At 54.8% G+C, this 13561-nt stretch carries 11 protein-coding genes; 4 read left to right on the top strand and 7 right to left on the bottom strand.

The window, feature by feature from the left end; genetic code table 11:
- The first annotated feature begins 9 nt into the window (after positions 1–9).
- On the top strand, positions 10–669 hold the full coding sequence (locus B4B27_RS08765) for an epoxyqueuosine reductase QueH (protein WP_290725725.1): 660 nt from the start codon (positions 10–12) through the stop codon (positions 667–669).
- Here B4B27_RS08765 and B4B27_RS08760 read toward each other — a convergent pair.
- The 3 genes from B4B27_RS08760 to B4B27_RS08750 form a co-directional block, all read right to left on the bottom strand.
- Positions 666–1409 carry an outer membrane beta-barrel protein gene (locus tag B4B27_RS08760; protein WP_290725723.1) on the bottom strand — a complete coding sequence of 248 codons (744 nt, stop codon included), beginning with the start codon at positions 1407–1409 and terminating at the stop codon, positions 666–668. The two genes, B4B27_RS08765 and B4B27_RS08760, sit on opposite strands and share 4 nt — an antisense overlap.
- A gap of 74 nt (positions 1410–1483) precedes the next feature.
- The gene (locus B4B27_RS08755) at positions 1484–2473 is read right to left on the bottom strand and encodes a hypothetical protein (protein WP_290725721.1); all 990 of its coding nucleotides are present in this window, start codon (positions 2471–2473) and stop codon (positions 1484–1486) included.
- A complete protein-coding gene (locus B4B27_RS08750; protein ID WP_173366729.1) occupies positions 2466–3296 on the bottom strand; it encodes a TIGR02147 family protein in 831 nt (276 codons plus the stop codon). The genes B4B27_RS08755 and B4B27_RS08750 overlap by 8 nt, the downstream gene beginning before the upstream one ends.
- A gap of 214 nt (positions 3297–3510) precedes the next feature.
- Between B4B27_RS08750 and B4B27_RS08745 the strand changes: the two genes are divergently transcribed.
- The 3 genes from B4B27_RS08745 to B4B27_RS08735 are packed head-to-tail and all read left to right on the top strand — an operon-like array spanning position 3511 to position 7040.
- Positions 3511–4206, top strand: a complete 696-nt coding sequence (locus B4B27_RS08745; protein ID WP_290725718.1) for a peptidase-C39 like family protein — start codon at positions 3511–3513, stop codon at positions 4204–4206.
- A 3-nt stretch (positions 4207–4209) separates the two neighbouring features.
- Entirely contained in the window at positions 4210–4866 is a 657-nt protein-coding gene (locus B4B27_RS08740) for an N-formylglutamate amidohydrolase (protein ID WP_290725716.1), read from the top strand.
- Between the two features lie 35 nt (positions 4867–4901).
- Positions 4902–7040, top strand: coding sequence for a YgiQ family radical SAM protein (locus B4B27_RS08735; RefSeq protein WP_290725714.1), 2139 nt, complete (start codon positions 4902–4904; stop codon positions 7038–7040).
- Positions 7041–7187: 147 nt separating this feature from the next.
- Here the strand turns inward: B4B27_RS08735 and B4B27_RS08730 are convergent, their stop codons facing one another.
- From B4B27_RS08730 to B4B27_RS08715, 4 genes are read right to left on the bottom strand one after another with little or no spacing between them, the layout of a single operon-like run.
- Complete coding sequence (locus tag B4B27_RS08730) at positions 7188–8030, bottom strand: 50S ribosomal protein L11 methyltransferase (RefSeq protein WP_290725712.1); 843 nt, start codon at positions 8028–8030, stop codon at positions 7188–7190.
- A gap of 12 nt (positions 8031–8042) precedes the next feature.
- A complete protein-coding gene (locus B4B27_RS08725) occupies positions 8043–9335 on the bottom strand; it encodes an HD domain-containing phosphohydrolase (RefSeq protein ID WP_290725710.1) in 1293 nt (430 codons plus the stop codon).
- A gap of 20 nt (positions 9336–9355) precedes the next feature.
- On the bottom strand, positions 9356–10984 hold the full coding sequence (locus B4B27_RS08720) for a hypothetical protein (protein WP_290725708.1): 1629 nt from the start codon (positions 10982–10984) through the stop codon (positions 9356–9358).
- Entirely contained in the window at positions 10968–13454 is a 2487-nt protein-coding gene (locus B4B27_RS08715; RefSeq protein WP_290725706.1) for a TonB-dependent receptor plug domain-containing protein, read from the bottom strand. Before B4B27_RS08715 ends, B4B27_RS08720 begins: the two co-directional genes overlap by 17 nt.
- Positions 13455–13561: the final 107 nt, after the last annotated feature.

Below are 13561 nucleotides of genomic sequence, written 5' to 3'. Positions count from 1 at the left end.
GTTCACGGAATGCCCGAAGCGTATCACAACTACCAGCGCGACCTCGGCTACATCATCCGCTGGAACCAGCGCAAGGGCATTGTCCCTACGCTTTTGATGCACGCCTGCTGCGGGCCCTGCAGCACCTACTGCATCGAGTACCTCTCACAGTTCTTCAAGATAACGATTTTCTACTACAACCCGAATATCGCCCCTTCCGAGGAATACGCCCACCGCGTCGCCGAAATCAGGCGGTTCGTAAGCGAATTCAAGACAAAGTATCCGGTGGAATTTATCGAAGGCGAATACGACCCAAAAAAATTCTACGATATCGCACGCGGGCTCGAAGACGAGAAAGAGGGCGGCAAGCGCTGCCGCAAGTGTTTTGAGCTGCGTCTCGGCGAAACGGCAAAGCTCGCGAAGGAGATGGGATTCGACTATTTTACCACAACACTCACCATCAGCCCCAAGAAGGACGAACAGGTGCTGAACGTGGTCGCGAAGGAACAGGGCGAAATCTACGGCGTCAAGGCGCTCCCCAGCGACTTCAAGCGCAAGGGCGGCAATAAGCGTTCCATCGAGCTCTCCGCCGAATACAACCTCTACCGTCAAAACTACTGCGGCTGCGCCTATTCAAAACGCGAGGCCGAAGAGCGCGAAGCCAAGAAAAGCGAAGGCGCTACACCCTAGAACCAGTAGCCGATACCAATCTGGTATTTCAGCAGCTTGTAGTAGCTACCGCCCATATACTCGTCGGATTCCCAGAGAACCCTAGTTGTCGTCTCTTCCGTCTCGGAGTCAAAGCGCATCTCAACTTCCTCGGAATGCATCGTGAGACATTTCTTGTCCCCCTCGACCAAGTCGGTAAACTGGAACGACACACGCGCATCTATCGAAAGCCCGAAATCGAACATGTGGCCGACTCCCGCGACGACACCCGCACCGAAGCGTTTGTCCTCATAGCACCTGTCGTTCCGATACTTTTCGGGCAAAATGTAGTCATCGTTCATGCGAAGCAGAATGTCGACGACCGGTCCCGCTTCCAAGAACAGCGCTGACGTGCGCCACTGCGCCATTACCGGGATTTCCAGATAAAAAAACGAATTTACGTCGTAGCCTTCCCAGTAGCCGCCACACGATTCCTCGCCTTCGAGAGCAGCACAAGGGATGCCGATTTCGCCATAAGCATAGAAGGTGCGGTAATCCAGCCCAAGTGCCGTATGCAGGTAAAAGTTATCCGTAAACCCATGCGAGAAATCAACCGAAAGCACTCCGCCCGGCCCCGAGATATCGGGATACGGTCCCCAATTCGCATCCGTCATAAGATTCGAAATCTGCGCCCCCAGACGGACACCGACATCAAGCGGTTTGCCATCCGACTTTCCGGCAGCATGCACAAGCAGAGGCAAGCAAAGGGTCAACGCCGCCATGCCTCCTGCAATTTTTCTCCAAACCATCCGTATTCCTCCTAACTTTTTCCTTTGCGCCTAGCGTGCGCAGAGCGTCATTCGTTCTGCTCGCGGCCGAGAATGCCGTCGATGCAGGCCTCGAACTCGCGGGAATTCATCCGCCTGTACGTAAACGCGCCCGAACTCGACTTATATAAGTAATCCGCATTGCCGTCCGAACACATTTCGGGCAAGGTCGTTTCGCGGACCGTCCCCACGCAGCTCACGTCGCCCGACTTGAGCGTTACGTGCAGGCTGTCGCCATAGCGGGCGTAATCCACGGTCAAATCGAACGTCATGTCGGCATAGGCAAACTTCATCGCAGTGTTCGTCTTTTCCAGGATTTCGACACCAGAGCGTTCCTGTCCGTATTTCGTATCCGAATAGTAATAGGGCGTTTCCAGCTGGATGGAGCCGCCGTCCCCGAGGAACTCGAACAGCTGGTCCACAAAGACCGTCTGCATGTAGTCGTAACCTTCGCGGTCCGCGATGCGGTATTCCACCCTGTCGCCATCGAACTTGAAATACTGATCGTAACCATCATTCATGCAGGCCATTTTTTCTTCACGGTAGCGGCACTGCGTATTTTTCCAGATTCCATCAAGCTTACCCGACGTACCGCCCACGAAGATAAACGATTCCTCGTATCTTTCCTGGTTCACTTCATACGGGTCAGGTTCATAGATTCTCGAGAGCAAGAGCGTATCATCCCGGAAACCGTAGGCATACGTCTTCGAATCCGCGAAATAGAAGTCCCAGTCCCAGTCAAAAGCATCGCCTTCCTTGATGCAACCGCCGAGCGTTTCCAGCACTATCGTGACCGAATCCTTCTTCTTATCCACATCCACTTTGCCAGATGCAACAAAGCGAGCCGCATTATAATAAGGGGACAAAGCCTGCTCCACCCCAGGCGAGGCAGATTCACTGGCATCCCCACAGACAAACCAGTCCTCGGTAAAACCGACGCAACCGGAAAGTACCAAGCTCAGAGAAACTAGAATCCCGGACAGGGATTGTTTATTGCAAATAAACTTTATATCAAGCATCTTTTTCTCCAAGTGGTGAACTGAGAGGGAACAACTGTAAATTTAATCTATAAACGCGATCGTAAGATTCGACTTTCGAAAGAATGCCCTTGACTTTCTCGCGAAAGCGGTCCACTTCTTCGGAAAGGTGCCACAGGGTCTTTTCGTCCACGCCGAAGGTAAGGCCCGAGATGTTGCGGTCTTCGCGGGATGTGTAATCGATTGCATCGGCGGCAAGCATCGCGAGCTGTTTCTGCAGCGCAAGGATTGCGCTCGAAATCAACTGAGGGTTGCCCGACAGGCCCTTGTTGGTCTGCACGTAGGATCCATCGGGTTTCAACTGCAGCAGACCCGCCTGCACCATAAGCGTAAGCGCATTGCGGACCTCGCCCGCCGTCACCTCGGGCACGCACATCTTGGCAATTTCGGAAGGCTTGGCACCCGGCATAATCGGAGCCAGTTCGCGCACCACCGGATTCACCCATGACTTGAAATAGTCGAACGCCTCGGCTCCCAGGATACGCACCCCATTCTCCTCCACCAGGGCGCGCATCCGGGAATAGATTTCGAGACGAACTTTCTCGTCGGACTCATCGCAGTATTCCACCAGCAGGCAAAAATACTGCGAACTGAATCCCGCAAGGCCCATGGCACCGGCCACCTTCACCGCCCCAACCCGGCTCAGGCGCGTCTTGCCGTCACAGACAAGCTTCAGGTATCCCGACGACGTGAACCCGGCGAGTTTCGCGAACTCACGCCACGAAAAATACGAGACCCTCTTGCGTTCCCCGTAATAGTCCCGCATGTATTCGCGGTAATCCACATATTCCGTTATCGGTTTCATGGTTCCTCGTCTATAATTTACCTAATCTATGAAACAAAATCAACAAAATTTTAAAATTTTCAATCGTTTTTTATGATTTTTGCGTTTTTTCGCGCTTTTTATGAAACACCCCGTTTCATAAAGGGCAAAGGCAAGAGCCAAACGGCGAATTAAATTGTATATTTCGCCCGACGATTTGTGTATCAAACCGCCACGTTCGAATCGAGGCAAAAAGATGGAAATCAAGATTCTCCCTCAGCCAGACGATGTCACGTGCGGACCGACCAGCCTTCACGCGGTGTATTCGCACCTTGGCTACAAGATACCACTCGAAAAGCTCATCTCCGAAATCGAGTTCCTTGAGGAAGGCGGCACGTTGGGCGTCTTTCTCGGAATCGACGCTCTCAAGCGCGGGTTCAAGGCGACCATTTATTCGTACAACCTCAAGATTTTTGACCCCACCTGGAGCAAGCTGAAGATGCCCGAGCTCCGCGAAAAGCTGGAAAAGCTCCACAAGGCAAAGCACGCGCCCAAGCTACGCAAGGCCATCGAAGCCTATATCCGCTTCCTGGATTTGGGCGGGACCGTCGCGACAGCCGATCTGCGCGCGAGCATGTTCGAGCACTACTTCAAGCGCGACATTCCCGTCCTCTGCGGGCTCAGCGCCACCTACCTCTACCGCAGTCCCCGCGAGTATACCAACGACAAGGACCAGTCCGTTTTCGACGACATCCATGGCGACCCCATGGGGCATTTCGTGGTCCTCTACGGGCTCGACCAAAAGAAGCAATTCCTCGTTGCCGACCCCGACTGTACCAACCCCATGGCAAACGGCCCCTACTACAAGGTCGACAAGTTCAGGCTCATCCATAGCATCCTCCTCGGAGTCATGACCTACGACGGGAACATCCTCGTCGTAGAAAAGAAATAGCGCATGAAACAGAAATTCCCGGCACTCGTCATTACCTGCGAGCACGCAAGCAACGCCGTGCCGAGATTCTTGCACATCCCGAAAGAGGTCCTCGAATCCCACCGAGGATACGACATCGGCGCTTATGGAGTCTATCGCAGGCTCGTCCGCAGGCTGCATCCCGATTTCTACATCGCAGGCAAATTTTCGAGACTCGTCATCGACCTGAACCGCAGCGAAAATCATCCGGACATCCTTTCGGAATATTCTCGCGAGCTAAAAGGGTTTACCCGCGACAGGATTTTCAAAATCTGGAAGCGGCACCACGATGCCGTCGAGTCTTTCGTTGCCAAGGCGGTCGCTAATGCGGAGGCCCAAGGAGAAGGCCTGGGCGCTCCTTGCGTCATCCACCTCGGCATTCATAGTTTCACTCCGGTACTAAACAACGTTGTAAGAAACGCGGATATCGGAATACTCTACGACCCCGCACGCGCATGGGAAACGCAGGTCGCAACCTCCATCATCAAGGAAATCCAGGCGCGCGCCCCCGGACTTAAGATCCGGCGGAACTATCCCTACCTCGGCAAGTCGGACGGACTTACCACCTCGCTTCGCAAGAAGTTCGGCACCGCCTATGTCGGCATCGAAATAGAAATCAACCAAAAGCTTTTCCTCGGCTAGCGATAGCCGCTTCAAAAATTTCTATTTTCATCCTCATGTACGACCCGCGATTCCTCCCCATCTGCAAGGAAGACCTAGACGAACTCGGCTGGGATTACGTGGACGTGATTATCATCAGCGCAGATGCCTACGTGGACCACCCGTGCTTCGGGCATGCCGTGGTGGCAAGGCTCTTCGAGCACGAGGGCTTGCGGGTCGCGATTCTGCCGCAACCCAACTGGCGCGATGACCTGCGCGACTTCAAGAAGCTTGGCAAGCCGCGAATGTTCTTCGCAATCAGTAGCGGCATGGACAGCATGGTGAACCACTACACCGCCGCAAAACGCCTGAGAAGCGACGACGCGTTCACTCCCGGCAACAAGGCGGGTTTCCGTCCGGATTACGCGACGTACACCTACGCAAAGATTTTGAAGAAGCTCTATCCCGACGTGCCGCTGATGATTGGCGGGCTGGAATCGAGCCTGCGCCGCGTGACGCATTACGACTACTGGAGCGACAGGCTCAAACCGAGCATCCTGTTCGATACGCAGGCGGACCTTCTCGTTTACGGCATGGGCGAAAAGCCCCTGAAGGAGATGGTGCGACTCTTGAAAAAAGGCGTGCCGTTCTCGAGCCTGCATTCCATACCGCAAACCGCATACTTGGCGCCCAAGGGGAATGTGCCGAAGAGCAACCAGTGGGAAGACCTGCGGCTCGCCAGCTACGAGGAATGCCTCGAGAGCAAGCGGAACCAGATAGAGAACTGCCGCAAGGTGGATATCGAATGCAACAAGTGGTTCCAGCGCCGCATATTGCAGGATGTCGCGGAACAGACTGTCGTGATTAACCCCGCGTACCCGCCGCTCGAATACGGCGAGTTAGACGAGAGCTTTGAATACCCGTACGCGCGCGAACCGCATCCGCGTTACAAGAAGCGCGGCAACGTGCCCGCGTTCGACATGATAAAGTTCAGTATCAACACGCACCGCGGTTGTTTCGGCGGTTGCAGTTTTTGCGCCATCAACGCACACCAGGGCAAATTTATCGCAAGCCGTAGCCGCGAAAGCATTCTGCGCGAAGTGGATTTGATAACGAAGATGGACGGCTTTGCCGGAACCATCACTGATTTGGGCGGCCCGAGCGCGAACATGTACAACATGCGCGGACGCGACCAGAGCCGATGCCAAAAATGCGCACGACCGAGCTGCCTCACGCCCAAGATTTGCGACAACATGGACACGCACCATGCCGAGATTCTGAGTCTCTACCGCGAAGTGCGCAACCACCCGAAGGTAAAGCACCTGTTTATCGGGAGCGGCGTGCGTTACGACATGCTGTTGCAAGAAACGGATGACGAAGAACTGCGCCGCGACCACGAGGAATACGCCCGCGAGCTCATCGACTACCACGTGAGCGGACGCCTGAAGGTGGCGCCGGAACATACAAGCGACGAAGTGCTCAAGCTCATGCGCAAGCCGAGCTTTACGCTGTTCCACAAGTTCAAGGAATTCTTCGACGACGAATGCAAGCGCATCGGCAAGCGTCAGCAGATTATACCTTACTTTATCAGCAGTCACCCCGGATGTACCGAGGCCGACATGGCGGAACTCGCCCTCGAGACAAAGCAGCTCGGGTTCCAGCTGGAACAGGTGCAGGACTTTACCCCCACGCCGATGACAATCGCGACCGAGATGTTCTATTCCGAAATGACGCCGGACGGCAAGCCGCTTTACGTGGCAAAGACACCCGAGCAGAAGAAGAGCCAGAGACAGTTCTTCTTCTGGTACATTCCAGAGAACCGCCCGCAAATCCGCGCGACGCTTGAACGTTTAAAACTCGGGAAGATCGGGCGACTGCTATTGAGCCGCAGCGCGAAGGCAGAAGGCAAGGAGTTTTTCCCGAGCAAGGAACGCGAAAGCAATGCGGAATACCGCGAGCGCGAACAGCAGAAGCGGGAAGCGCGCTCCACCACAATCGTGCCGAAAAAGTCAGGCGAGAAAGGCCGCTGGGAAAATTCCGCCCGCAAGGAAAGGCGCGCCACGCAGTTTGGCAACAACGGAAATAGCGAATCACGCGACAAACGCGGAAATAATTTCAAGAGCGGAGAACGCAGGAGTTTCCACAGCGACCGCAAACCTGGCGGGAAAAAAGACAATTCCCCGGTACAGTTCAGTTCGTTCAAACGGGGAAGATAATACGCTACCTTTTATTCAGGAGTGTGCAAGCACACTCCACCATTGTAAAATCACTTCGTGATTTTACCAAATGCTAGGCTCGGTCATGCCCGTGCAAGCACGGTCGCGACTCTCGCCTTACGCATTTGTCTCCGCTGCGCGGCTCATTCAGGAGTGTGCAAGCACACTCCACCATTCGCCGCTTTCGCGTTCGACTTTCACCTTGAAGCCGGCTTCGTCAAACCACTTGAAAATGTAATCCTTTTCGGTCAGGAGCTGGCCCGAGATAATCAGCTCGCCACCGGGGGCAAGCAAGTCTTCGATGTCGTCACGAAGCGGCCAGAGTTCGCTACGGATCATGTTGCAGAGGATAACGTCGAACTTCGCGCCATCCTTGAACGCATCCAGGAATCCGAGGATGCAGTCACTTTCGCCAAAGCCGTTGCGTTCAAAGTTTTCGGCAATGCAGGGAATCGTGAGCGGGTCGATTTCGGTACCGACAGCAAGCTTTGCCCCCAGGCGGCGGGCGAACATCGCGAGAATGCCCGTACCCGTACCGATATCGAGAACCGACTTGCCGTTGAAATCGATATTTTCCATGAGCGTAGCGCAGCTGCTCGTGGTATCGTGTTCGCCCGTCCCGAATGCGGTTTTCGCTTCAAGTTCCAGCACCACGGCCTTCGGGTCGTCGGGCGTGAATTCCACCCAGGGAGGTCGCACCCACAAACGCGGAGAAACAGACACCGGCTGCGCGCGGTCGCGCCACCACTTGTCCCAATCCTTTGCAGGCTCTTCGCTCAGCGTCCAGCCATACTGCGGGAACTCCGCCACGATGCGGTCGCGTTCCGCCTTATCCCCGGAATAAAAACAAAAATCCGAGCGGCCTTCCGCCTTCGGGTCCAGTTCCTCGAGAGTCGCCACTCCCGCCTCGAAAAGCAGGTAGCTCGCGAGTTCAAAATCTTCTACAGGGCAAAAGCCCTCAGCCTTGTACCATGTTTCAACTTTCTGCATAATAAACTACAGTTACAACTGTTCCCATGCGTGACTTTGTTCGAACCAGCCGAGGATTTCGCCATCGACCTCGCCGTGCTTTTCCATGTCGTGCAACACGAAGAACGCCTTTTCGATAGGCATCGGTTTCTTGTACGGACGATCTTTTGCGGTAAGCGCCTCGAAAATATCGAGAATCGTCAGCAAGCGGACTTCCCTCGGGATTTTCTCGTTTACGAGATGGTCGGGGTAGCCCCTGCCGTTCAAGAGTTCGTGATGTTCGGAAGCCCAAGCGGCAACATCCATATACTTTTCTGGGAAATCGATTTGTTTCAAGATCCTGCGCGTCACGGTGACGTGGCTCTGGATGATGTTCCTTTCCGCGTCGTTCAGCGTTCCCTTGCGGATGGAAATATCCTGGATTTCTTCGGGGGTAAGCAGCGGATGTTCCGTCCCGTCCGTATCGCGGTATGTCACCATTCTGGCATTCTCCAGGAACGCGAGAGCTTCGTCGGGAACGAAGCCCGCGTTATTGATGCGCCTGATTTCGGCGAGGAAAAAATCCCTGTCCTGCTTGCGCTTTTCCATGTCGCATGCAGGCATCCGGTTCTTGAATACGGCGAGTTCCTCAAGCAGGTCGATCTTTTCGAAGCGACTCTCGATGTCCTTGAGCTTCGGGCCGAGGCGGCTCGCCTTATCCATGATTTCGAGCGGCACGGCGAGCTTGCCCACATCGTGCAGCCATACGCTCATGAGAAAATTCCTGCGGCGGTCCTCGTCGAATTTCCAGGAATGGTCCGTCGTTTCGAGCCATGTCAGGAAAGCCTCGGCGATATGCACCATATTGCGCGTATGGTTCGCCGTATAGGAGGATCGCTCGTCGATGGCCTGCGAAAGTGTCTTGACGATGGAATCGAGCAGGCGCTTCGTCTGTTCTGCCGAGCGAATCTTGAGTTCCGCAAGCTCGGTAACGTCGCCGATGACGGTAACCACGCCCACCTTCTCGCCCATGTTCCGCAACACGGAAGTGATAACGTGCAGCTGGGCCATCTTGTCGCCCTTGAAATAGGGAACCAGTTTCTCGTGGACGGTATCGGAATCGTAGATGGCATCGAGGACGGTCTGGTTGAATTCGTCGTTTTCTTCGTCCCCAAAAAAGAGGCTCGCGAATTTTTTCCCTTCCATCTCCGTGCGGTCGCGGCCCAGGATTTTTTCGGCAGCGTTGTTCACGTAGCTGATGGTGCCGTCAAAACGGATGGCGAGAACGCCTTCCATCATATCCTGCACGATATTCCTGCTTATGAGGTCGCGATAGTCATTTTCCATGCAAAAAAGATAACAAGAAATTACCGGTTTTTGCAAATCGGGAACTTGTAGTAGTCGCAAAGGGCATCCACTTCGCGCTTCAGGATAGGCGAATTCTGCTCTTCCAGATAGTAGCGGCTGACAAGCGCGCTGCTACACGTGGAATCATCGATGGCAATCCGATTTGGCCAGCCGCGGTCGGCGCACCAGTTCCACAGGTATTCCTTGCAGTTGTTCCTTTCGGGGCTTTCCAGGCACTGTTCCTTGAGTTCGCTGCAGTCCGCGATGGAATTGCTCTTGAAGCCGCTTGCAATGCAGTAGCGCTTCAACCCGTCGGCATAGGCATCGGACTTGTCCTCATCGCTAATGGTGTCGGGCAGGTACACGGACCATTTGTCTTCACCATTCATCATCGCCGCTTTCACCAGCGAAGGATAGCAGGTCTTTTCGCTCCGGTATTCGTCGTACTTGTAATACAGATGGGCAGCGTAGTTCGCCTCCACAAGGCCATAACCATGAGATTCCATTTCCGCGGGAGTCATTCCCGAGCAATAGACATCCTGGTAGAGCCTGCACCCGCGCGAATCCCAGCTGTCGGAATTGTCGCCCGAAGTCTCGTCGCAGTTACGGAAGGCGATGTGTTCCATCGAGACTCCGTCGTCGCCTTCGACATAGAACGAGAATGTCGACTTTGCCATCCCGCTGAATACGCCCATGCCGTTTTCGATGTTGGATTCCGGGACGACGCGCGAATCCGAGACGGAGCCCTTTACTTTGCTCTCATAGTCGATGTAGTGTTCGTCCGTCGTGTAGAACACGACCGACACAGGCCCGAGCGGCATCATCATGTTCGGCAGGAACAGCGTATCGAGCGCCTGGATTCCGGCGATGCTCTGCTTTGCCGTGTAGCCGAGATTCGCCATCTTTTCCAGCGGGTCATGCATGGAAATCCCGGTATAGCCTTCCGAATCCGGTTCCACGAGACCGCTCAACATCTTGTTGACGGTCGTGTTCATCGATTCCTCGTTCTCCATGCCGTATTGCAATATGGAAATCACGCCCTTGATGGACTTGTCGTAGTCAAGAGCGCACTTGACAGTTTCCATGTCCAGCGGGAATTCCAGGAACTTGACGCTAATGGTGTCGCCTTCCTTGTAGTCCACCCATTCGTAGCTTCCATCCTGCTTCGGCACGTTCAACCCCTTGACCTTCACGGGCGGCGGAATCGTCGCCTTCGCGCTATATGTCGATTTTACCGTTTGGCCCGCGCTGTCCCACTTGAAAAACGCTTCCATCGTGTATGTTTCACCGACGATACCGCGATATTCGCCCTTGGCCTGCGGCCTGGAAAAGCAGTTCGGATTTTCCAGCATCTCGGCACCGATTTCTACCACGGTGTCAATTTCGTTTCCGTTCCCGTCGCGGAATTTTCCCGTCACCGTCACGTAGGCACTGTCGTAGAACGCGAATCCTTCAGCAGAAGTTTCGTCGAGTTCATAGACCTTCGAGAAGCAGACCCTGGATTCGCCCCCGTCGAGGATATAACCGTAGGTGTAGATACCCGTATACACGTCGCGTTCCTCGGGATAGTACTCCCACGGGCCGTGGAAATCACAGGCGACCAGCAGCGCGACCGCAAATGCGCAGAGGAGTCTAGAAATAGTATTCATAGTTCAGCATAATCGGCAAAAAGGGGAACTGCGTAATTTCTGTCTTCTCGGGCGGATTCTTGCTCGTATCGTAGAAACTATAGAACATATTGTCGTGATCGGTCAGGTTGATGATGGTCCAGCTGAAATTCCACTTGCCTTCGCGACCGACATCGATGGCCTTCACGTCGATGCGGAAGTAATCCGTCTGGCGGCCCGCATTGCGGCTTCCGGGCAGGACCGTTATTCTATCCGTATATGCCTGGTCGCCGAGTTCATGCCTGTGATAGTAGCCCTTGTATTCGCTGATGGGCATGCCGGCGGAATACTTGAGGGCAAGCGAAGAACGGAGGTAGCGGCCCTTCTTTTCGTGTTTCCAGATGGCATCCTCGTCACCCTTCCAGTTGATTCCCAGATCCATCTTCAGCGCGTAAGGCTGGTGCCAGCTCGGGAAATACGGTTTCGTCCCGTCGTTTGTCCTGAGGACGCTTATGCCCTGGCTCCAATTGACACCGCCGAACCACCAGCCCTTATTCTTGCGCAGCGAGAGCTCGTAACCGAAGGAGTACCCTTCCGCCGTCCCGAAACCGTCGGCCACCACAAAATCCTTGGACGCAGTTTCCTCGTTGCTGTCGAGTACCGCCTGGAACGTATTCAGGTTGTTCTGCGTCTTGTAATACACGCCCACGGTCGCGTCGTAGTCCTTGAACAGATCGCGCTGGGTATATTCCGCAGCAATGAGCCATGACGATGCGGGTTCGATATGCTTGCCCTTCGTGGTCGTGGTCGCCGGGTAGTAGAATTCGTTGAGCGTCTCCTGGTCGGTATAGACAATCGAGTTCAGGTATTGCAGGTAGTAGCCGCCATAGACTTCGAGCGTCTTGGTTTCATCGAGATTCACCGTGAGCGACGCACGCGGTTCCACCCCAAAGTGTTCTGCGGCCGTCTGGTAATTGAAACGCAAACCGTATTGCAGCAACCAGTCGGGATTCATCTTCCAGGAATCCTGCACGTAGGCTACATGATGGAAAGGCTTCTGGATGTCGGCAATCTTCATGGAGGACATCTGCTCCTGGTAACGCTCGTAATCGTATTCCAGCTCGTAGCCCGCAGTGAAGGTGTGGTTGTCTATACCGCGGTAATTCACCCATTGCTTGCCCGCGAATGTGTACAGGTACATGTCGATAGACATGAGGTCGCCCACCTTCATGGTCTGGTAGAACTGGCTATAGGCAAGCGTCGCGTTGTAATCCCAGTCGCCGTTGATGCGGTGCGAGATATTCACCGGGATGGCGACGTTGCCCCAGTCCATGTAGAGCGGGTCGAAACTCAGGCGGTCCTTGCCCACGTAGAAGCTGAACTTGAGGCGGGTATCCTCGGTGAAGTTGTACATGAACGTGCCCTGCAGGTCGGTAAACTCGTAATCCAGCGCAAGGTCCAGAAGCCCTATGGTATTCATCAGGTCGAGCATGAACCCGATGTAGGTTGTGCGGCCTGCAATCACCCAGCGGGCGTCACCCTTGTGGCCTTCGGTATGGAGCTGTGCAGCAAACGTACTTATCTTGACGCTCGACTTGCTGAACCATTCCTCCACGGTATCCTGGCCGCCCGCGCGCCCGTCCATCTTCAAGACGGAACTCAGGCGGTTGCCGTACTGCGCCGGGAACCCGCTCTTGTAGAACTGCACATCGTCGATGCCTTCCACGAGGAACGTGCTGAAAAGCCCGAAGAAATGCACCGGGGAATAGACGACTGCGTTGTCGAACAGGAACAGGTTCTGGTCGGCCGCACCGCCGCGCACGTAAATCTTGGAACTGAAATCGGAACTCGCGACTACGCCCGGGAGCGCCTGGATACTCTTGATGACGTCGGCCTCGGCGAGGCCCGGCATGCGCTTGATGGACTTCGTGGAAACCACCGATTCGCCCGGCTTGCGCTTGGGGCGCTTGCGCAACTGCACCACGACCTTCTTGAGTTCGGTCACCTTCTCGTTGCCGCCTGCGGCGAGGAGGGCGTCTACATCGACATCCTTTTCGGGAGCAGCCTGGTTCCCGCTGGAATCGAGAGCCGCTGTGGCAGCAGAATCACCTGCATCGTCACTCCGCAGCCCCGTAGGGGCAAGAGAGTCCACCTGAACACCAGCATCCTCCGCAAACCCGTCGCCGAGTGCCTGCGAGAAGCTGCGCTCCTTACCAGTATAGACAAGTTCGTAGCACTTTTCCTTCTCGGCGCCTGCAGTATCGGAATTGGTGACACAAACGTTCCAGAGCGTATCTTCCGGGAGGATTGCGCGGAAGGGCTCGCCCACGACAGTCTGGATAGCCTCGCCCGATTCGAGAATTTCCACGTTCAGCTTTTCGCCCGCGGCGAAGGAGGAATCCTGCACCACGCCGTTAAAGGTGATCCCCTGGACCTGCGCGGAATCTGCCGTCTCCTGCGCGAAGGCGGCGGTCGTGAGCAACAAGGCGATGATACTAATACAAAATTTCAAAAAAGTTCCCGCGTTTCATGCAAAAATAGCAAATGGAAAAGCCCATTTGCCATTTAAACACCCGAAGGCACGAAAAGTGTCACTTTAAAGTTCTCATTAGGCATAGC

It is taken from the genome of Fibrobacter sp. UBA2449 (assembly GCF_002342555.1).
Classification (GTDB): Bacteria; Fibrobacterota; Fibrobacteria; order Fibrobacterales; family Fibrobacteraceae; genus Fibrobacter.
The sequence above is the reverse complement of the archived record's forward strand: the minus strand, read 5'-3'. Positions and strand labels throughout refer to the sequence as shown.